Source organism: Paenibacillus sp. An7, from assembly GCF_009870785.1.
Classification (GTDB): domain Bacteria; phylum Bacillota; class Bacilli; order Paenibacillales; family Paenibacillaceae; genus Paenibacillus.
This window is the reverse complement of the sequence record NZ_WTWX01000006.1, coordinates 137,967-159,830: the sequence shown is the minus strand read 5'-3', so window position 1 is coordinate 159,830 and position 21,864 is coordinate 137,967. Positions and strand designations below refer to the sequence as shown.

Here is a 21,864-nt window from a genome sequence, read left to right as displayed (position 1 = left end):
CTAGCCTCCTCCGCTCACCGAAATGAGTTCAAGAGATGCAGGCGTTCCATTTAGAGTGACAGCAGCTCTATATTCCGCTTGTCTTACCCTCTTCCCGCTAGAGTCAAAATAGTACACCTGCTCATATGGAATCGTCACGGTAACCATGTTATTCATCATAAGAGGAGCAAGGAATGTTTTAACGGAAAACATACCGAAGCTCGACTGGATCTGGTATATATTCTCTGCCCCGAGACTTTCCCTGGTAACGATTTCTCCACTGATTCTAAGGCCTTCTCCTTTTAACTCATGCCCGTCTTGCAACTGTGCGTGCTCAGGACGAAATCCGAAATGTCCAATCTCTTCTTTGCCTTTTGCCGATAAAGAAGGAAAATGAATCCCTTTATAAGGCAGAATATTCATCGCAGGTGTTCCAATAAACTGAGCAGCAAACTGGTTTGCTGGATTATGGTACAGCTCAATGGGAGAAGCCGCTTGCTGAATGACCCCTTTATTCATAATGACAATCTCATCGCCCATAGACATCGCCTCTACCTGATCATGGGTTACATACACAAACGTCGTTCCCAGCCTTTTATGCAGCTGAATCAGCTCTGTCCGCATCTGATGGCGGAGCTTCGCATCAAGGTTACTGAGGGGCTCATCGAGAATAAAGACCTCTGGTTTCTTAACCATAGCGCGAGCAAGAGCGACACGCTGGCGCTGTCCGCCGGAGAGCATCTCCGGCTTCTTTTTCATATAATCACTCAGGCCTACAATTTCTGCGATATCCGCAATCAGTGTCTCGCGTTCCTTCTTCGGAATCTTCCGGTTAATCAGTCCGAATTCAATATTGTCATGAACATTCATCGTTGGATAAAGTGCGTAGTTTTGGAATACCATCGCCACATCACGCATACCTGGAGGCACTCCGTTCACTCGCTTTCCATCAATAAAAATATCTCCGCTGGACTGGTCATCAAGCCCCGCAATCATGCGGAGCGTTGTTGATTTACCACAGCCAGATGGACCGACAAGCACCGTAAATGAACCATCTTTTATCGTAAGGTCAAGGTCCTTAATTACCTCTTCCTGTTTAAAAAACTTACTGATTCCTTTTAGTTCAATTTGGCCCATCTTCTCCACTCCTTTTATTTACTTAACAGTGTATTGGCTTTCTCATTGGCTTCATTCATCGCATCCTGAGCAGAGATTTTAGGATCAAGCAATGTTTTCTCAATGGCATTCTTTACGATCTTCGCAACTTCTGGATACGCCGTCTCCATCGGACGAGGTCTGGCATAAGCCAGCTGATCTACCGCAACTTTATATTGCGGGTATTCCTTATAGAGCGACTGTAATTCTTCACTTTCGAGTGCTGAGATGCGAGTAGGCAGATATCCTGTATGTTTGCTCTGATATGTTGTACTTTCAGACGTTGTCATGAAGGTAAGGAATTCCCAAGCTGCCGCTGTTTCTGCTTCACTAAGTTTTGATGTAATGACGAGCTGACAACCGCCTGTAGGAACGCCATATGATTTATTCGCCGGCATAAAGGCCGTGTTAAATTCAAAGTTATTTCCTTGTGAGATTTCAATAGCACCGGCAACCCCTGCGGTTGAACCAAATCGAAATGCAGATGTCTGGTTAGCCCAGTCTTTTTCCGCTGTTGCTCCGGCTTCATCCCCAACTGGAATTTTAATGATTCCTTCGCCGGCTAATTTCTTCCAGAACTCTACAGGAGCAACACCTTCAGGAGAGTTAAATAACGCCGACTTCCCATCATCCGCTAATACCTGACCACCAGACTGTGCTACAAGTCCCTCGTAGAACCAGATATCGGTAGGCATTGTCATTGCTGTTTTCCCTTTTGATTTCAATACTTTGCCGTACTTTTCGAATTCGTCCCATGTCTTCGGTCCAGCAGGATCAAGCCCGGCCTCTTCTAGAAGGCTGACATTCATATACATAATCGGTGTACTGCGCATAAACGGCAACCCGTATAGCTTGCCATCCACATAGGCATTCCCCATCAGTCCTGGATTGAAATCATCAATCTGCAGTTTTTCTTTATCTTGTTCTGCTAAAGCCGTAAGCTCGGTGATCATTCCGTACCTGGCAAAGGTCCCAGTGGAGGAAATCTCTAGATCCGATACGGCCGGCGCATTGTTTGCAGCAAAAGCAGCTTGTACCTTGGCATGTAAATCATCATAGTTGCCTTGGTACTCAGCAACGACTTCGATTCTATCCTGAGACTCATTAAAGCGTTTGACTAATTCTTGTTTTGCCTCTTCGATCTTTTCTCCATAGGCATACCAGTATTTAATCTGTATCTTCTCTTCCATATTTCCGCTGTTCCCGGGGGCAGCACCTGCCTTACTTGTTACATTGCTACCTCCTGAATCCGTACCGCAAGCAGCAAGCAAAACGCTCATTCCTAGTACCAATGTTAATAAGTTCCTTCTCTTTCCTCTTCTCATCCTTTGTATCCTCCTTAGAATGAACTTCATGAACCTAACCCCAGCTACCTGATATAACAAAAAGAAACCTCGATCAGATCAAGAACAGCCAGTTACAGGCTCTCTTGATCCGATTAGGTTTCTCCATCACTCCAACCCGGGTACTTATTTACTTGTCAGGAAATACGTTAGTTCTCTTATCTCTTCTCATCATAAGACGTTACTGTTAACCGAATTAAAGAATCATGTTAAGTAAGAATAAACTTTATAGATTAGATTTCGAAGAAATCGTCCTAGAATGATTTTTCCCACATCTGCTGACTAGACGAAGAAATGGCGGTTGCTCCCTCCAATATACATGCTTCCGCATGCTCTCGTTTTCGCAAAAGTCCTCCGGAGATGACGGGAATGTCTGTCATTTCTCTCACCTTGTGAAGCACCTCGGGAATACGTGCCGGCATGATTTCAATCACATCCGGTTCTACCTGAGCGAGACTTTGCGCAATATTGGTAAGCCCATCCGAATCAACAAGGAAGAATCGCTGGATGGTAGTAAGCCCTAATTTCTGTGCTTTCTTGACGACTTGGATCTTCGTTGTAATAATCCCGTCCGGCCGTATGGCATTCGCTACATATTCAAGCCCCTGCTGATCATAAGAAAGCCCCCCGATCTTCTCCACATGCACGAATACCGGAATATGATGCTTTTGAAATAATTCCACATAACTTTTAATTACACCAATGCTTCCGGTAAGAAGGAATACTGCACTCAGCTGATCTCGATAAGAAAGGGCGGTTTCAAGATAACGCACATCCCGAACGGACGCGACATTACGATACTCGGATAGACGTTTTAGCAGATCCTCCACAGCATGCTGCTGTTTTGTTTTTCTAGCGGAAAGTTTGGGGTTTTCTACTCCTAGAGCTAGCTGAGATACACGGTTAGACATGCGCTTTATCTCCTCCGCGTCTTTTGTCTGCACTAATTTGCAGGTCCTCTTCATTCAGCTCCGCTTCCAATGCTTCAAATAAATCTGCTTCGTTCAATCGCTCACCCAGCAGTTGCACAGAGCATTCCCGTTCCTGTTGTTTTCCGCGAGCATGCGGAGTGGCTCTAAAATGATTCATATAAGTAAAAATATCAGGTAACTGGTCAGCGAGCGTGGAATCTGTAATATCTACAGCCTGAACTCGGACTTCTTCTCCTGTAATTTCCGCGATACGATAGGCTTGCTGATCCAGACAAGCAGACAGCTGAATAAATGTCCAACCATTCTGTTCCATAATTGAATCCACATGCGTATGTCCGTTAAAATAGATCCCTGTTCCTTTTTTCTGGCGGAGAATACGCCACATGTCAATGGAAGGATCGATGGATCCTTTTTCACGATCCGAACCTGTCGTTGTTAAATGGACCGGGTGATGTGCAAAGACCAGCATCGGCTTTGCTCCTGACATTTGGACCACTTGTTCAAACCAGCTTAGTTGTTCCTCGTCAAGCCAGCCTCCCCAGTTTTTTGCATCCATCTCTCTTGTTGTATCTAGGAATACAAGAATGAAGTCTTCCATCGTTATCGAGTAATAACAGGCTTGCCCTGTTTGTTTTTGAATTTCTTTTTTAGGCTGAGTGTACGTATCGTGATTACCCAAAACATGATGAAACCTGCGTTCATAGGAATGTATAATCTCGTAAACTTCGCGCAGTTCGCACGTTGTTCCTAGATTGGTCAGATCCCCAAGTGATATATAGAGGTCGGCTTCAGAACTTAAAAAATGGTGCAGCATGTTTTTATAGAATGCATCTCTTGCTTCTACCCAGTTGCCAAGTGTTTGATCTGCCTCATGATAATGTAAGTCACCTATTAGCGCAATCCTCATGGTCTTGTACACTCTCCTTTGAGTTGATCTGTAATAAAGTATAGAGGGAGAATGTTATCTGTGATCTTTATCCAATCGTGTTTTTTGTAAATATGTATCTTTAGCAAACTGTGTTTACATTTAAATCAAATTGTGTTAAAAATAATAAATTAAAGTTTACACTTGGAGATTTTATGAATAAGGCGAATTCTTACATAATCTATTGGAATAAGTTTGCATATTTACGCAATATAGTGTGATCATCTGTTATTATGGTGGTATATATGGAAGAAGGGCACGAATACTCAATCGCGCCCTTTTATTATTTACATCCATGAATCAACTTCATAACTCCAATGTGAAATAATTCATAGGATTGCATATCCCGATCGCTTATTTTAATTTAGGTTGAGGTCGGATACATTCTCCTAAGTATTTGGACTGGATATACATACAATGACTCGAACCTGGACATAATCTTGTAAAGAATATGGAAATCATTATCGATTTACTATTTGTTTCGCAGAATACGGAGGGATCCATTTGGAAGCAGAAGGTTTACGACAAGTTGAGAAATATGCGCTAAAAAAGCAAAGAGTCTACCAAAAAGATTGGAAAATGTACATTCTGCGAGCGATGCTTGCCAGTATGTTCATTGGGTTCGGAGTTATTGTTGCTTTTAAGACAGGTAACTATTTTTACATAGCAGATTCACCGGCAGCATACCCCATGGCCGCACTTACATTTGGAGCAGCGATCATCTTGATTGCTTATGGGGGAGCAGATCTATTTACGGGAAACACCTTTTATTTTACTTATGCAGCTCTTAAGAAAAAAATGGAATGGAGAACCGTCTATAAGCTATGGGGACTCACCTATGCGGGTAACCTGCTTGGTGCCCTGGTATTCGCGTTTCTCATTGATGTAACGAATCTCTACGCTTCTCCTAGTGTTAACTCATTCCTGCTTAATGTAGTAGAGCATAAGCTGGATGCTACCGTAGTCGAGTTGTTTTTCCGGGCTATTCTATGTAACTGGCTCGTATGCCTCGCTTTTTTTGTACCGATGTTCATGAAGGAAAATGGCGCTAAGCTGTTTGCGATGGTCCTCTTTGTCTTCTGCTTTTTTATATCAGGTTATGAACACAGTATTGCTAACATGTGTACCTTTGCAATCGCACTTGTGCTGGATCATTCGGAAACGATCACGATTGGTGCCATACTCCACAACTTAATTCCAGTTACTATTGGTAATATGGTCGGCGGCGTATTTATGATGGGTTATTTTTATTACTATATCAATAAGCCGTTTGAGGATGATGAAGAAGAAATAAAACACTAACATACGCTTAATAGAAAACAGGGTGCGGGAACAACTATTGTTCCTACACCCTGTTTATGCATTCATTCTATACAAGGGGCGGTCCGTACTTAGTCCCCTACTCCCTTATTACACTGCAGCTGTTTCAATATGAATGGTTGTTCTTAAACCAAGTGCATTCATCACACTTTGGATCTTCTCTGTTGTTGCTCCTTCATATTCATTCCGTTCATCTCTTGATACTTGAGCTTCTGATACCCCTAGTCTTTTCGCAAGCTCGGCTTGAGATAAGTTCATATAGATCCGATGAGCAATTAAATTCTTACCGACTTCCATAATCGTCTCAATCGGGAGGAAGATTCCTTGTTTAATCATTTCATAATGTTGAATATCTTGTTCAAGCTCCCCTTTAAAAGCAAGCAGCGGCTGAACAGCGTGTGAAATTTGGTCTTTACTAAGACCCATACTTTCTAACCGAAGTTTCTCATTTGCAATATAGGCCTTGTGGTCTTTTAGCTTTTCTTTTGCTCTGCGGTAAGCGGTTTCAGTCTTAATCATTTCTAATAACCCTTCCTTTGCTCTTTAGCATCATATTATGAATGTTCATGTTGTTCTTATTTCCTTATGTAATGCAATCTATACTTAAAATATGCCTTAAAAAATGAATCTATTCGTAAACTTAACAGCTATGTTAATATTATAGACTTGAATCATTTAGTGGTCAATTGATTCCTTAGTTTACAAAAAAAGACTGATTTCATAAATAGAAATACAGTCTCTTCTGTCATCCTATGTATTACTCTTATGGTTATTCCTTTCTATTTCCTTTGATGCTGTGTTAGCCTTTCGTTCCAAATGAAGCTGGAATTTCTTTTACTACTACACCGAACAGGAGGATACACAAGTAACCAAACATAATAACCATATCTATACGCCGACTCATCTTATTTCCTCCTATACCTTCTTTTTTATTAATGTAACAGTACACCAATTATTTGTATATATTTTCCTGTGTTACCTTCAGGTATATCCATCTCTCCCTCTTCCTTTTTTATCGAACAAAGGAGTTTATTTCTGAAGAGAATACTCGTCAAAAATAATTTCAGAGAAATATCGACATCGCTCGCAAAAGCCTCCAAATCGCCGACACGAATCGTACAAATGACATATTCTGCGTCTTTCAAAGATTGGCGCCGATCAGTTGTCGAAGAATCTTTGTGTGTTAGTCCACTACTGTAACGCCCTGCGGACACAACTCGGTTACCATATCCGGATTATGTTTATTAACATCATGAAAAGCTTCCCATATTGCAGAAATCGCAAGATAGGAAGCGTTGTCTACATCATGACTTCTTTTTTACTAAATTCGCATAAAATTCGCACTTTATTCTCATTTGTCTCTATCTCACCACCCGCTATCTCACATCCACAGCGTGCGCTACAAGAGGAACCGTAATACCAAGTCCATAAGCTGATGCAACCGCCCCTATAAAATAAACAATGAACCAAATGTCACGGTTTGAGTATCCAATATGATAATAGTAAGTCCGTTTGTTCTCACTTTGAAACCCCTTTGCCTCCATCGCCACGGCAATTCGCTGCGCTCTTCGAATACTTTGAGCCAGCAGCGGAATCGCATAGGATTTTATCAGCGCGTATATATTCCACTTAGGTGTTCGGTCCCCTCCTCCTCGAATCATTAAAGCATGCCGAAGTGTCTGAAATTCATGGACGAGAATCGGGATCAGATTCATCGCAGCGAGGAAACTATACGCATATTTCGGCGGAAGTCTCCACTGCTGCATCAGAGAGTAGAACAAGCGCACAGGTCTCGTTGTCAGCCCAAATAACAAGCCGATTGCAGCCATCGATAATGCCCTGCAGCCCAGATGTACGCCGCGTAGAAAGCTCTCTTCTGTTATATGTATAATGCCGTATTTCCACCAAGTCGTTTCTCCTTTTCCGAAAAACATCATTCCTGTCGATGTCGATATAAACACCAGAATAAATGGGGATGCGTACAGGAGTAAACGAAGCGGAGGATGACCGGAACCGATTAAGAGAAGGAGCATAGCGATTGTTAAATAAATCATCATATTGAGATTATGGATTAGGATGACCACAAGAAACATCAAAGCAAACGTAATCAGCTTAAATCCGGGGTTAACCCGGTGCAGCCAAGTTTCTTGGTATGGGATATTTAGTGGCAAGTGGTGATTCTCCCCTCTGCTGCCTGCCATACAGAAGTACAGTACCGGGCCACGATTTCCTCATCATGAGTCACCATGATAATGGCTGTTCCTTCGATTCGCAGACGTTCAAGTTCATCCAGCATGGCAAATGTATTCCTTGCATCCTGCCCGAATGTAGGCTCATCAAGCAGCAATACACGGGGATTACGAACGACTGCAGAAGCGACACTCAGCCTTCTTTTTTGCCCAAGGGACAGCTCATAGGGATGCCTGTTCTCTAGTCCATTTAGTTGGAATCTTCGCAGCAATTCTTCCACCCGCACTCGGCGTTCTTCCTTCGATATGGGCTCAAACAGCAGTGAATATTCTACTTCGTTCCATACGGAATACGTAATAAACTGCATTTCTGGATTCTGAAATACATAGGCGATATGTTGTGCTGCCTGCTTCGTATTTTTGAGCTCTATGCCGTTTATCAGATACGTACCCGTGATGGGGAGAAGCTTCATTAATCCGAGCAAAAATGAACTCTTCCCCGCACCATTGTGTCCCGTTATTCCGATAAAATCACCGGGCAGCACCTGCAGCTCCTCTGCTCGAATAACAGGCTTGTTGCTGCGATGAATCATGCAACCCTGAAGCAACAGAAGCGGTTCTGTCTCTTTCTCAGCAGCTATGTTTTTTCCCTTCCTAAAAGGTCTAGGACGGTTCTTCCAAATCCCCGGATGCCAGATTCCATAATTCGCGATCGTCTGCTGATGCTGACGGAAGATCTCTTCGGCATCGCCATCTGCCATGATCTCTCCTTCGGAATTTAAGACAATAATACGATCTACATAATCAAGAATATAATCAATTTTATGTTCAACAATAATCACAGTGCGATCTTCCGTAATCGCTCGTATCGTATCCCATACTTCCATCGTCCCTTGTTTATCCAGCAGTGCTGTCGGCTCATCTAGAAAGAGGACACTCGGTTCTACTCCAAGTACCGAAGCAATGGCTAGACGCTGCTTCATGCCTTGGGAGAGAGCTTGCACCGGTGTATGTAAATCAGGTAAGTCAAGTCCAACAAGACTTAGAAGTTCTCTAATCTTCGCTTGCATTTCATCTCGGGCAACCTGACGATTCTCTAGCACAAAAGCTAGTTCCTCATCCACATAAGGCATACAAAATTGAGTATCTGGATCTTGAAATACAATCCCTGGATGATCAGGAATACATATGTGATCCGCCTTCATCGGCACATCAACCGAATGAGGAATAAGTCCGCTCAATACTTGAAGCAGTGTTGACTTCCCGCTGCCGCTCGCACCAAGCAGTAACACTTTTTCTCCTTGATTTATGGTTAAAGATAATTTATTAAACCAAATTTGTGATTCTCCAGGAAACTTGAGACGAAGACCGTCAATAGCGACGGCTGCTGGCGGCTGAGTAACGTGTGCTTTCTCCTTTATTTGCATGATATTGCCCTCCACTGGACCTGTTATAGAAGGGCACATTAATGCAGTGCCTCCATATCCTCTTTCGTCGTCTTTCTCAGGGATTTCGTTACCCCCGTTAACTCCAAAGCTTTATACAGTGAATAAGCAACTATTCCGGCTAATACAATACTTCCGGCTAATCGCAGTCCAATAAGCAGCGCATAACTCCACGTTTGCAGCGAATCGATATAACCATATCCAAAATCGAGGATTAGGGAGCCGGCTGCTGAGCCGATGGCAGCAAGTGACGTAATCCATACATTCACTTTTCGATATAAAAAAAGTGCAAACATAAGTTCAGCACCAAGCCCCTGTACCGCACCGTAGATCAGCGTAGAAATCCCCCACTCACTTCCTAGAAATGCACTTACCGTTGAAGCCGCAATCTCTGCTAGTAGAGCGACACCAGGTTTACGGATGACGAGAAAAGCAAAGGTCCCTGCCATAAACCACATGCCATAAATCATTTGTTCCGCATGGAGTCCGAACGGTTTGACTAGATCATAAGTAGGTCCCCAGATCTTGTAGATGATTCCAAATGCAACGGCAAGCACAATGGTAACTAGAATATCGGTTAATGTAAGCCCTTTGCGCCCTGACTTTGAACGATCGCCTTCTGTCTGAAACATGTACAAATTCCTCCTTAGAATATAAAAAAGCCTCCCCAATTCGGGCAGGCCAGGTAAGGACGCATCTGTATTCGCATCTAAAAGACAAAGGATACACTTGCATCGGCAGCGATTAGCTTGGAGGGTTACCCCATATCATATCGTTCAGCTGGCTGCTTCTACATTCATGCATCACATTTGTTCCTACATACGATTCGCGATATTCGTTCTCTACGCTGGCATTACCCAGATCAGATCTACGGTCAGCGGCATAAGGCCACTCTCTCAGCCTGACTTCATCAAGCTCCCGTTCATGCTTTTTAAGTTAGTTACAATGTACATGAAATATGCTTTATTGGCAATTGTTTCTATAAAATCACAAGGATCAGGGAGGATCATGTACGGCACTTAATTCAATCGTAGAGTTTTAAACTTCTCAATAGCCTCGGATAATGAATTCATACTTAATGGCTTGCTTATATATTCATCCATGCCCAAAGACATATATTTTTCCCGATCCCCTTTTATCGCATGTGCTGTTACAGCCACAATATAAGGACTATCCTCTGCTAGCTGTTCACGAATCAAGCGTGTAGATTCCACTCCATCCATGACCGGCATTTGAATATCCATAAACACGATATCATAGGATTCTTCCAAACAAGCTTTCAGTGCTTCTTTTCCGTTAGGAACAACCACAGCCTTGTAACCTAATTTATTCATCATTTTAACAAGGACGATCTGATTAACCTCATTATCTTCTACGACAAGAATACGAAGCCCGCTATCTATTTCATCATCGCTTCTTTGAATATGCCTATCCTCTATAAAATCGAGGTTGGTCTGCAGGGAGAAATAAGCGGTAAACACAAAACGTGAGCCAGATTGGTCTCTTCTAGGCTCATACCTTATCTCTCCGCCCATCAATTCTACCATCTTCTTGCTGATCGCAAGACCGAGTCCCGTTCCTTCGATTTGTCTTGTCATATAATGATCTACTTGGTAAAAAGGTTCGAACAGTCTGTCTGCTTTACTTTCTGGAATCCCAATACCCGTATCCAAAACTTCAAATTCAAGACACACCTCATCATCGTCTTGGTCGATCTTCTTCACGGATAAAGAAATGGTTCCCTTCTGTGTAAACTTAATCGCATTACTGAGCAGATTAATTAGAACCTGTCTCAGCTTATTACCGTCGCCCATCAGCTTATCAGGAATACTCTCATCGACTGATATTTCCACATGTAAATCTTTATTTTTAGCTCTTGGCAGATTTAGATAGTAGACATCAGAAAGAAGCGAGTTTAACTGCATGGGTTCAATTGATAGCTCCATTCTCCCAGATTCGACTTTGGAGAAATCGAGAATATCGTTAATAATCGTAAGAAGCGCTTCCCCGCTCTGCTTAATGATGGATGCATACTGCATTTGTTCATCACATAGTTCCGTCTCCAGCAGTAAATCCGTCATTCCAATGACACCATTCATCGGAGTACGTATCTCATGACTCATCATCGCCAGAAATTCACTTTTTGCTTTGTTCGTTCTTTCCGCAGCTTCTTTTTCAATAATAAGCCGTTTCTGTTCGGTCATGTCTTTCGCAATAAGATAAAAACCGACTTTATGATTATGAATAATAATAGGAGCGAGCGTAGCGAGTATTTCCACCACATGTCCATCCTTATGACGTACCACGTTAATATCACGCTCAATCGCCGTATACTCCTGATCTACAAAAGCAAGATTGGCAATGGCTTCTTCCCCTACAATACGAGAGATTCGAGTACCAATTAATTCAGAAATTGCATATCCCGTAAGATGTTCTGCCATTTGGTTGCCATTGATGATCATTCCGTCCAGCCCAAAAGAAATAATCGCATCATGATTATACTTTTTGAGCGATGTATACCTTTCCACACTCTCTAATAGTTTCAGTTCTGCGACCTTGCTGCTTGTGATATCTATCATATGAACAATGTAATAGGCAGGTTCTCCCGTTTGTTGATCACAATATAAAGATATATAGACACAAGCCCAGACCACATTACCGTTTCTATGTAGATATTGTTTTTCATTCTCGAAACCAGAAGACATCTTTGGTGCAAGCTCAGTTGGCGGTATAGCTTCTGATAGTATATAGTCAAGTGCAGGAAGCGTAATAAGCTCTTCTCTGCTAAACCCTATGATTTGGCATGCTGCAGGATTCACATCGATCCATTTACCGTCTAGTGATACGAATGCAACCCCAACAGGCGCTTGAGTAAAAATATGCTCTACTAAATTTATATTTTCTAATCGTTCCAGGTCACTCATCTCAGCACCTCCTCACATGGACTATTATACAACTAGTAAGAAGACTTGTGGACGGGTTGTTTTATGAAAAACTGCCATATTGATCAATATTTTTGTAAAAAGCGGTTATTATACTCATTATATAAAAAGCAAAGCGGGAATTTTCCTTTTCCCTCTCTTTTTCGCCATCATTCCTCACAAAAAAAGAGAGATAACATATGTGCCGTACAAGGCATGTCATCTCTCTTCTTATCCTATTTAAAATGCAGGGATCATTGTATCCTTATGATTCTCTTCAATAAATTTTCTAGCTTCATCACTTGTCAGTGCAGCTGCCAGTTTTTGAATGGCTTCAGAGTCTTTGTTGTCTTCACGTGCAACCAGCGATATCGCAAACTCCTCATCCAGCGTTTCGGTGACGATCGCATCCTTAGGTGTTAAACCGAGCGGTGAAGCATAGGCAGGATAGAGAGTAACCATATCCACATCATCATAGGCACGGCCAAGCATGAGAAGATCTACTTCTTGGAACTTATAGTTCTTCGGATTCTCGATAATATCCGACTGAAGGGCGTTCATACCCACGCCATCCTTTAGTGTAATCATTCCGTTCTCAGCAAACATCGCAAGGGAACGTCCAATATTGGCTGGGTCATTCGGAATTCCAATCGTTGCACCCTCTGGTAACTCCTCAATACTGTTGTATTTCTTAGAGTAACCACCGTAAATAATGTGATAAATGGGTGTAACCATGACGAGGTTTCCGTCATTATTTTCGTTATATTGCTCCATGAACACTTTATGCTGGAAGAAGTTCGCATCCACTTCTTTATTCTTTAGAGCTTCATTAGGCTGAATATTATCAGATACACTCACAATTTCAAGCTGAATCCCGTCTTTTTCAAGCACCGGTTTTATCGCTTCCATCATATCTACCATTGCAGACAGACTGCTGGCTACTTTTATCTGCTGCTTCTCACCTTCTTGAGAAGCAGTTGAATCTCCTTGAACGCCCCCATCACTGCTCTTTGAACTACAAGCAGCTAGAGTTAACATAAGTACCGCCAACATAGCAAGTCCAAACCATTGTTTCAGGCCATTCTTTTTTGTCTTCATCATCAGATATTCCTCTTCTCCTCATATTCAAAAGCATAACATTGCACTTATTAACGCTTATCCAGAGCACGTGCCAAAAGATTTCCCAAATACTGAATAAGCTGCACGAATACAATCATAATGACAATCGTGAATACCATAAGTTCGGTTTCGTACCGCTGATATCCGTACCTGATAGCAAAATCGCCGATTCCTCCGCCGCCAACGACACCGACAACCGTGGAGTAGGAAATAAAGCTGACCGCAGACAACGTTAATCCTCGTACTAAGCCCGCTCTTGCCTCAACATACAAAAATTTATAAATAAACTGAAACAGATTCGCTCCCATCGAGGATGCAGCCTCAACTACACCTCTCGACACTTCAAGCAGCGACTGCTCAGCGAGTCTTGCGTAACTTGCGATGGCTACAACAGCAAGCGGAATAGAGGCAGCAGTTGTACCAAGAGCGGTGCCTACAATCATTCGAGTCAATGGAATCATAAAGACCACGAGCAGCAAGAATGGAAAAGAACGAATGATATTTACGATAACGTCAAGTATGGTGAATAATACAACATTCTCGTATTTATGTCCTTTTCGCGTTAAGTATAACAGTGTTCCCAGCGGAAGTCCGATTAGGATCGCAGCCGCCAGTGAGACGCCAACCATAAAAAAGGTTTGTCCGATGGCTTCCCACATTTCACTTTCGTACTTCGCTATATATGTTTCATAAAAATTCATCATTCGCTGTCACCTGCTCCCTGCTCCTCATACCAGGCGAGCATATCAGGTGGTAATGTCCCTTCCTTTATTGGAAGTGTCCGTACAATCTTCCCTGCATCCATAAAAGATACGGCCGTACACAGACGTTCAACAACCGGTACTTCATGCGTCACAATAACGATCGTAATCTTCAATGCTTCATTAACGTGTCTAAGTACCTCAAGCACACCCGAAGTAGTCTTCGGATCAAGTGCAGAGGTGGGTTCATCACATAGCAGCACCTGAGGTTCGTTGGCAAGTGCTCTTGCAATGGCCACACGCTGTTTTTGTCCCCCGCTAAGCTGCGCAGGATACTGCTTTGCCTTGTCCTCAAGACCCACAAAACGTAAATATTCGTGTACTCGAGTTATACGTTCCGCCTTTTTCACACCTGCAAGCTCAAGAGGAATGGCTACATTCCCTTCAACGGTGCGGTTCTCAATCAGGTTAAAGTGCTGAAAAATCATTCCGATCTTTCTTCTAGCTTCTCTGAGCTCCCTTTCCCTCATCTGCGTAAGCTCTTGTCCACCTATATAAACCTGTCCACCTTCTGGTCTCTCCAACAAATTCATGATGCGAAGCAGTGTTGATTTACCAGCGCCGCTTGCCCCGATAATGCCATGAATACTACCCTGTTCGATATGTAGCGAAACGTTATCTACTACCGTCAGTCGCTCTCCATGCTTCTTCGAACCAAAACTCTTGCTGACATGGTCTAGCGATATCAAGCTTATTCCTCCTTCAATATTGACATAAAGAAAACCCGCGCAAGACATTCCGTCTCGTGCGAGCATGTATTTCTATCATGATACTTCTTAAAAATGCTAAATTCCAGTTTGTCAATTTCATTTCGCACTTTCAAATCATACCATATCGATAGGGATTTGACTCTAATTTTTCTTAAGAAATTCAGAGGATTACGGCTTCCAATTTAATGAAAGCTCTATTTTCTTATTTAAACCAGCCTTTTTCTTTAAAATGCTTAATGGCTTCAATCCGGTTGCCCACACCGAGCTTGTCTAAAATGACGGACACATAATTTCTTACCGTTCCTGTGGTGATGTATAGTTCATTTGAAATTTCTTTCGTGTTTTTGCCATCAGCAATTAATTCCAGAACGGCTTTCTCCCGTTCCGTAAGCGGGTTTTTCTCCCCGTAACCTTCGTCCACAAGTTCCGCTGCATAGATTCTTCTTCCCGCCATAACGCTTCGAATCGTTTGTGCTAGTTCTTCAATTGGACTGTCTTTCAGCAAGTATCCACTGACGCCCGCCTTTAGTGCCCGTTCAAAATAGCCGCTGCGAGCAAATGTAGTCAGAATAACGATTTTCACATCCTGGTCTTTCATTTCTTCCGCTGCATCAAGTCCGCTCTTGATCGGCATTTCGATATCCATAATACATATATCGGGTTGATGCTCCCTGACAAGGTTAACGGCATCTTCTCCGTTGTTCGCCCGTCCAATCACTTGCATATCTTCTTCTAAATCAAGCAAGGAGGCGAGGGCTCCAAGCAGCATTCGCTGATCCTCAGCAATTACTATACGAATCATATCACTCAAACTCCTCTCACATTTGACGCTGAACGGCCCGGGGCACTGCAATTCGCAGCTTGGTCCCTTCTACCGAAGTAATCTCAAGGCTGCCGTTAACAAATTCCAAACGTTCTCTCATTCCCCGAAGTCCATTACCGCGAATTCGTTCGGGCGCGTCTTTCATCCCTTTTCCATTATCTCTTACGGTTATAACAAGTTCGGTATGATCCGGTTCGATCGTAATCTCACATATACTCGCTTCACTATGTTTAATGACATTCGTAACGGCTTCTTTTAGGCACATACCCAGCACATTCTCTGCCATAAGGGAGACGCCTGTCAGATTATCTTCTCCTTCGATCAGCAGCTCGATGTCCGCAACCTTCAGTATCTGTCTGACACGGAATAATTCATCTTCAAACCTTGTGCCTCTCATTTGGGTGACCATCTCCCGTACTTCCTTAAGTGCAGTTCTTGCTGTTAGTGTCACATCTTTCATCTCTTCCTGAGCTCGAGCTGGATTACGTGTTACCATCTTACTGGCAAGTTCACTCTTCAGACCGATAAGCGAAAGCTTTTGCCCCAGTGTATCATGTAAATCTCTTGCAATACGCTGTCTTTCTTCCTGTTTGACCAGTTCCGATATCCGTTTATTCGCATCTTCCAGCTGACCCTGTAGCGAGTCTTGTTTATTCTTGTTATATGTACTGACGGGCAATAGAATCACAGCGATCATGCTAATCAGTACAAAAGGCAGCTGTTTGATCACGAGAAGATTAGCAGACGCGAGCAAATAATTGATGGTGGAAAAGGTACTGACTAAATGAATTGTATATAACGTAATAAAGCCGGCTTTATTTTGAATCGTACCAATAAAAAAAGCGAGAAATAAGGAGAAATAAACAAATCCAAAAATAAGTGCCATTAAAATGGAAATGGCGATCTGCAGCCCATACCAGATATATACCGGCCACCCCTTCATCATAAGCCCCAGCAAATTAGATGCAAAAAACAACATAATCGCCAGGATACCAAACACGACATATCCTTTGGAAGAAGAACCAATGATAAAGTAGAACGGAAGGATGAAACATACTAACCATACATACGGATTAAGACCTGTATTCTTGCGGAAAACGTCCTGCCAACGATGCATCATACTCACGAACTCACACCTGCTTCTATTCAGAAATATCAAGAAAAAATGACTATAGATTCCAAGCATCTATAGTCATTTCTCTCATTTTTAGCTTATGAAATATTGTATCATATCCTGTGCTTTAACTGACAGGCGCTGAAGTAGATACCTTATCCTTACGGATCTCTTTATGAGCTAGCTCCAGCTTCTGCTCGTGAAGCACTTTCTTATATTCTCTAAAGGTAACAAAACGTTTGCTTTTCTCATCCCAAAGCCGGAACCGCATGGCCTTTAGACTGGTTGCCACGGTGATTGTCGTCGCTTTATGCAGAGGAGGTGTCGCATTATGTGCTTCCTCCAAATGATAATTCGGCACTCTTGGACTTAGGTGATGCACATGGTGGAAACCAATATTCCCTGTAATCCACTGCAATACTTTAGGAAGTTTATAATATGAGCTGCCTTCTACGGCTGCTTGAACATAAGACCAATCTTCTTCACTTTCGAAATAGGAATCTTCAAATGTATGTTGTACATAAAAGAGCCAGATGCCCAGCATACTTGCAAAATAGAAAACAGGAATTTGAATCAGTAAGAAAGCTTCCCAGCCTACTGCAAGACACAAAGCAGCGTAAACGGCTGCAATCAGCAGATTGGTCAAATACGTATTCATACGCTCTTTACGTTTTGCATTTTTCCGATTAAAACGATATTGAAGCAAAAATACAGCGATCGGGCCAACTCCGAACAAAACAATGGGATTACGATACAAGCGGTAATACAATTTTGTCATCCATTTAGACGACTGATACTCTTCGGTTGTCATCATCCAGATGTCGCCTGTTCCTCGCTTATCGAGATTACCGCTGGTTGCATGATGCATCGAATGGCTATACTTCCACTGCATATAAGGAGTAAGGGAAATGACACCAACGAGTGTACCTACGATATCGTTCGCCTTGCGGCTCTTAAAGAAAGACCCATGACAGCAATCATGAAAAATAATAAACGCACGAATGACAAATCCGGCAGCAATCAGACATAGAGGCAAAGTTATAAAATAGGAAACCGTCAGACTTTCAAAGGCCAGATACCAGAGTAAAAAAAGAGGTACCAATGTATTAATCATTTGAATGATACTGGATTTCAGTTCTGTTTTCTCGTAAGGGGCTACTTCTTTTTTTAATTGAGTTTTAAAGGATGCAGACATGGCAGTTCTCCTTCACGCGTAAGCTCTACGCATATAATACCTTAATTATATGGGGAGACTGTCATATGGGTAAGTCATAAACGTCAGTGATAATATATGATAAATGTCATGCTCCATTGACAAAAGGAACACGCCCATTTTATAATCTTCAGGTTGCATATTGCTAATACTTCAAGTAAACTGTCATATACAACTGTTACATGAAAGGAAGGTAGATAAGAATGATCATCCCTTCAATTAATAGAATTAACGAACTAAGCCGCAAGCAAAAAACAGAAGGCTTGACTGAGGAAGAGCTTGCTGAGCAGCAAGTCCTGCGTAAAGAATATCTGAAAGCCATCCGCGGACAAGTGATGTCCACTATTTCCGGTCTGACCATTGTTGATCCCAATGGTGAAGATGTTACACCAGAAAAGCTTAAAATTGAGCAACAACAAAATAAATCGAAGCTTAACTAAAGCTTAAGGCGGATATATTTCGTTATAGATCAAAAAGGATAGGAACAAGGCAGTTACGCCCTGTCCCTATCCTTTTTTTATTAAACACTATATTGAAAGAATCTCACGAATTTCATGCTCACTGAGCGGGGAAATTGCTTCTTGCCCAGGCTGTATAATTTCTTCGATTAGATTCTTTTTGCGCTGCTGAAGTTCGTACATTTTATCTTCTACCGTTCCTTGGGTCACTAGACGTATTACTTGAACTACCTTTTTCTGCCCCATACGGTGTGCTCTGCTTGCTGCTTGATCTTCAACTGCCGGATTCCACCATAGATCATACAAAATCACGGTATCAGCACCCGTCAGATTAAGCCCTGTCCCGCCTGCTTTCAGCGAGATCAGGAAAAGATCACTTTCTCCTTGATTAAACCGCTCGCAGAGTTCAACTCTTTCTTGTCCTGGTGTCTGACCATCCAGGTAGAAGAACGGAATTCCTTGATATCCAAGTTCTCTGCCAATGATTCCGAGCATCTCGGTAAACTGAGAGAATAACAAGATTCGTTTTCCTGCACTGCGGCTCTCTTCAATCAATTCCATCAGCTGCTCAAACTTCGCAGAACTTCCTTTATATCCTTCCACAAACAAAGCCGGATGACAGCAAAGCTGTCTCAGTCTCGTTAACCCTGCTAAAATTCGAATACGGTTCTTCTGAAATCCTTCTTCATTTAAGTGCTTTACCGTTTCCTGTCGCAGCTTGGCAAGATAAGCGATGTACAGCTTTTTCTGCTCTGGCAAAAGTTCGGAAGCTTGCAGTGATTCAATTTTATCGGGTAGCTCCTGCAGTACATCAGATTTTACCCGACGCAGCAGAAATGGACGGATTCGTTTTGCAATCGATTCTTTGGACAACTCCTGAAAAGCTTTCCTTCCGGAAAATAATTCAGGGAAAACAGCGTCATAAATGGACCACAGTTCTTCTTGGCTGTTCTCGATCGGAGTACCCGTAAGTGCAAAACGGTGTTTCGCCGAGAGCTGCTTGACCGATTGTGCCGTCTGTGTCGAATGATTCTTGAACGCCTGTGCTTCGTCCAGAATAAGGATATGGAACTGCTGCTTCGTATACAGGTCGCCGTCTCTTCGAAGCATTGGATACGAGGTAATGACCACATCCACTTCACGCATCTGACGAATGGCTTCTCCCCGTTCTCCTTTGCTTCCATCTGCAATAACAGTTCGAAGACCAGGAGCAAATTTGCTAAGTTCATTATGCCAGTTGTATACAAGCGAAGCGGGACACACGATGAGTGCCGGCATGTTGTGTTCGCGCATGGCGTCGATCTCTGACAGAATAAACGTGATGCTTTGCAGGGTTTTTCCAAGTCCCATATCATCAGCTAAAATCCCGCCAAACCGGTAGGAAGCCAGCATTTTCATCCACCTGTAACCTGTCTTCTGATAATCACGAAGTTCTGCATTCAGAGAGGAAGGTACCGGATCATTCATCTTCTCAGGATGGGCGAGACTTTCAAGGAACTGCTGGAGGGTGTCACTTATTTCAATCTGCTCTGATTGCTTATCCATCAGTGACAAACCATGGTACACAGGAAGTTTGGCTTCTCCTCTGCTTAAATCTCCCTTACGGAACCCCATCTCATTCATCAGCCTCACCATCTCCTGAAACTCAGGAGTTGTCAGCGGCTGCAAAGCTCCATTTCTGAGCCGGTGATATTTACGTTTTGCCTCCACACTCGTTAATACTTCTTTAATCTCATCATCCGGTATTCCCTTGATATTAAATTTGAATTCAAGCCAGTCCGTTCTTTCATCGAAATGAGCTCGAATGAAAGGAATCACCGGTGCGGTGACAACTCTCACTTTTACCGCGGAGGTGGCAAGCACCTCAACAAGCTGCTCAATCTGAGGCATGGTGTAATACAGAAAATCAAACTCTGCATCCTCATCTTCCAGATAATATCCTGCTTCCGTTCTCGCAAAACTGCTGCTTTCCATGAGCCGCAGGATTTGCTCCTCCTGCACCTTGTCACGAATCAGGATACGGCCTGCCGGAGTACGCTCTCTCTCCTCCAGCGGATTAATCACGACATCTCCATACTGAAATTCAAGCCCTGCCAGCAGTTTCTCTCTCACTCGGTCTAAATACAGCCGAGCTTTAAGCGGAACTTTCACCATCTGACTCGAAATTTCTTCCCCCACATGCACACGGCCAAGGCGCATGAGTCCTGGTACAACTTTCTCCATATAAGGCCCCATCTGCTGGGCAGGAATACGAAGTACAGGAGATTTTTTAGATGTTAATTTATCCTTAAGTCCTGCTAAATGATGAGCTGATTGCTCTGGAATCTTATAAAAAACACCGCGATGAAGCACCATAGAATAATCTCTTAGAACGATCATCTGAAGGAGTCCCGGTATTTCCAGCTGAAATCCACTGTGATCTAACGCTTTTGAAAATTCAAAATCAAGAGGAAGCGTCTGATCAGGCAGCAAAAAACTGCTAAACAGTTCCTCTCCCTGCTGTACATAAACATCTCCGGCTCTCGATAGTAGCGGAGCAACTTTCTCCCAAGCCAGCGGCGGGATCAGCAGCATTCGATCTTGAGTGCGGGCTTTTCCTATTCCCGGATATCCGCCTAGTGACTCCAGATACATCTCTTCTTGACGCTCTAGATGAATGAGTTCAGCAAGGACCGCGTAATCTTGCGGCAAAAAACAATGAACTTCAGGATCATACGTGAAATGTTTGGAGAACACATGTGATTCCTTGCGCGCTAGACGACTCAAAAACTGTTTTACCTGCTGCACGATATATAATCGTTTAGGACCCAGTTTCATCTCAAGACCAATCATTTGCTTATGAAATCCATAAGGAACGGTTTTAATAATAAACTGGACCGACAGCCGCTCTCTTGTATCCAAAATGGTATTTGCCGCCGCCGCCGAAATACGTGGACTGCTGCTAAACAAAGAAAGAATATCTTCTGCTCGCTGATTTTCTGCCTGTTCAGAGGTATCTGCACGCTGAATCCTTGGCGTTAAGTACCCCTCCGGCAGTTCAAGATCCGGTTTATGCAGCAATGATGGATAAGCGCTAACTTTAGCCGTACCTTCCTCCTGCAAATAACTAATCTGAATGAGTACAGCCGCTATATGGTTGCAATAGTAATCGTGTACAGGGAATGCTGGACATGAACAACTGGCCAGTACATCTCCATTCCGATCTAAGTTCACTTCAACATCGTATCTATTCTTGGTCCCATCTTTGACTACTGCTCGGAACTGTCCTTTGTCTGCATTAGATAAGGTAATTCCTACACCGCCTGAATCACACGTGTATTCTCCTTGCTCGTAAAAGCGGGGACCGCAAAGCAGTTTTATTTTTCGTCGATTCAGCATGATATTCATTCGATATACTTCCCTTTCCCTATCCTCAGTCTATGAGAAAAAGCGTCCCTAAGGACGCCTTTCTTAACAT

The 21,864-nt window shown here is 42.9% G+C and carries 19 protein-coding genes; 2 read left to right on the top strand and 17 right to left on the bottom strand.

The genetic code is table 11. The features are described from left to right. The 4 genes from GQY27_RS10360 to GQY27_RS10345 form a co-directional block, all read right to left on the bottom strand. On the bottom strand, nucleotides 1-1,116 hold the full coding sequence (locus tag GQY27_RS10360; protein ID WP_160033959.1) for an ABC transporter ATP-binding protein: 1,116 nt from the start codon (nucleotides 1,114-1,116) through the stop codon (nucleotides 1-3). A 14-nt stretch (nucleotides 1,117-1,130) separates the two neighbouring features. Next, the gene (locus GQY27_RS10355) at nucleotides 1,131-2,459 is read right to left on the bottom strand and encodes an ABC transporter substrate-binding protein (RefSeq protein ID WP_160033957.1); all 1,329 of its coding nucleotides are present in this window, start codon (nucleotides 2,457-2,459) and stop codon (nucleotides 1,131-1,133) included. A 272-nt stretch (nucleotides 2,460-2,731) separates the two neighbouring features. Then, nucleotides 2,732-3,388, bottom strand: a complete 657-nt coding sequence (locus GQY27_RS10350) for a glycerol-3-phosphate responsive antiterminator (protein WP_160033955.1) — start codon at nucleotides 3,386-3,388, stop codon at nucleotides 2,732-2,734. Next, nucleotides 3,381-4,316 (bottom strand): metallophosphoesterase family protein, encoded by a 936-nt coding sequence (locus tag GQY27_RS10345; RefSeq protein ID WP_160033953.1) that lies wholly within the window; start codon nucleotides 4,314-4,316, stop codon nucleotides 3,381-3,383. Before GQY27_RS10345 ends, GQY27_RS10350 begins: the two co-directional genes overlap by 8 nt. Nucleotides 4,317-4,838: 522 nt before the next feature. Here GQY27_RS10345 and GQY27_RS10340 point away from each other — a divergent pair. Beyond that, the gene (locus GQY27_RS10340; protein ID WP_160033951.1) at nucleotides 4,839-5,636 is read left to right on the top strand and encodes a formate/nitrite transporter family protein; all 798 of its coding nucleotides are present in this window, start codon (nucleotides 4,839-4,841) and stop codon (nucleotides 5,634-5,636) included. A 108-nt stretch (nucleotides 5,637-5,744) separates the two neighbouring features. Here GQY27_RS10340 and relB read toward each other — a convergent pair whose 3' ends face one another. The 12 genes from relB to desA form a co-directional block, all read right to left on the bottom strand. Continuing rightward, nucleotides 5,745-6,173, bottom strand: a complete 429-nt coding sequence (gene relB / locus GQY27_RS10335) for a type II toxin-antitoxin system RelB family anti-toxin (RefSeq protein ID WP_160033949.1) — start codon at nucleotides 6,171-6,173, stop codon at nucleotides 5,745-5,747. A gap of 413 nt (nucleotides 6,174-6,586) precedes the next feature. Beyond that, a complete protein-coding gene (locus GQY27_RS10330; RefSeq protein WP_236570553.1) occupies nucleotides 6,587-6,868 on the bottom strand; it encodes a family 4 glycosyl hydrolase in 282 nt (93 codons plus the stop codon). A gap of 162 nt (nucleotides 6,869-7,030) precedes the next feature. Further along, nucleotides 7,031-7,825, bottom strand: coding sequence for an energy-coupling factor transporter transmembrane component T family protein (locus tag GQY27_RS10325; protein ID WP_160033947.1), 795 nt, complete (start codon nucleotides 7,823-7,825; stop codon nucleotides 7,031-7,033). Continuing rightward, nucleotides 7,816-9,270: an ABC transporter ATP-binding protein gene (locus GQY27_RS10320; protein ID WP_160033945.1), complete on the bottom strand. Its 1,455-nt coding sequence runs from the start codon at nucleotides 9,268-9,270 to the stop codon at nucleotides 7,816-7,818. The genes GQY27_RS10325 and GQY27_RS10320 overlap by 10 nt, the downstream gene beginning before the upstream one ends. 38 nt (nucleotides 9,271-9,308) lie before the next feature. Further along, on the bottom strand, nucleotides 9,309-9,920 hold the full coding sequence (locus tag GQY27_RS10315) for an ECF transporter S component (protein WP_160033943.1): 612 nt from the start codon (nucleotides 9,918-9,920) through the stop codon (nucleotides 9,309-9,311). Nucleotides 9,921-10,307: 387 nt separating this feature from the next. Continuing rightward, complete coding sequence (locus GQY27_RS10310) at nucleotides 10,308-12,212, bottom strand: PAS domain S-box protein (protein ID WP_160033941.1); 1,905 nt, start codon at nucleotides 12,210-12,212, stop codon at nucleotides 10,308-10,310. Nucleotides 12,213-12,449: 237 nt separating this feature from the next. After that, the gene (locus GQY27_RS10305) at nucleotides 12,450-13,310 is read right to left on the bottom strand and encodes a MetQ/NlpA family ABC transporter substrate-binding protein (RefSeq protein WP_236570552.1); all 861 of its coding nucleotides are present in this window, start codon (nucleotides 13,308-13,310) and stop codon (nucleotides 12,450-12,452) included. Nucleotides 13,311-13,357: 47 nt separating this feature from the next. Continuing rightward, nucleotides 13,358-14,029, bottom strand: a complete 672-nt coding sequence (locus GQY27_RS10300) for a methionine ABC transporter permease (RefSeq protein WP_160034033.1) — start codon at nucleotides 14,027-14,029, stop codon at nucleotides 13,358-13,360. Then, nucleotides 14,029-14,778, bottom strand: coding sequence for a methionine ABC transporter ATP-binding protein (locus tag GQY27_RS10295; RefSeq protein ID WP_236570551.1), 750 nt, complete (start codon nucleotides 14,776-14,778; stop codon nucleotides 14,029-14,031). Before GQY27_RS10295 ends, GQY27_RS10300 begins: the two co-directional genes overlap by 1 nt. A 223-nt stretch (nucleotides 14,779-15,001) precedes the next feature. Continuing rightward, a complete protein-coding gene (locus tag GQY27_RS10290; protein ID WP_160033939.1) occupies nucleotides 15,002-15,601 on the bottom strand; it encodes a response regulator transcription factor in 600 nt (199 codons plus the stop codon). 16 nt (nucleotides 15,602-15,617) lie between these two features. Then, nucleotides 15,618-16,739, bottom strand: coding sequence for a sensor histidine kinase (locus GQY27_RS10285; protein ID WP_160034029.1), 1,122 nt, complete (start codon nucleotides 16,737-16,739; stop codon nucleotides 15,618-15,620). A gap of 124 nt (nucleotides 16,740-16,863) precedes the next feature. Beyond that, complete coding sequence (gene desA / locus GQY27_RS10280; protein ID WP_160033937.1) at nucleotides 16,864-17,931, bottom strand: Delta(5) desaturase DesA; 1,068 nt, start codon at nucleotides 17,929-17,931, stop codon at nucleotides 16,864-16,866. Between the two features lie 221 nt (nucleotides 17,932-18,152). Between desA and GQY27_RS10275 the strand changes: the two genes are divergently transcribed. Next, nucleotides 18,153-18,389: a DUF896 domain-containing protein gene (locus GQY27_RS10275; RefSeq protein ID WP_160033935.1), complete on the top strand. Its 237-nt coding sequence runs from the start codon at nucleotides 18,153-18,155 to the stop codon at nucleotides 18,387-18,389. An 87-nt stretch (nucleotides 18,390-18,476) separates the two neighbouring features. Here GQY27_RS10275 and GQY27_RS10270 read toward each other — a convergent pair whose 3' ends face one another. After that, entirely contained in the window at nucleotides 18,477-21,794 is a 3,318-nt protein-coding gene (locus GQY27_RS10270; protein ID WP_160033933.1) for a DEAD/DEAH box helicase, read from the bottom strand. Between the last annotated feature and the right edge of the window lie 70 nt (nucleotides 21,795-21,864).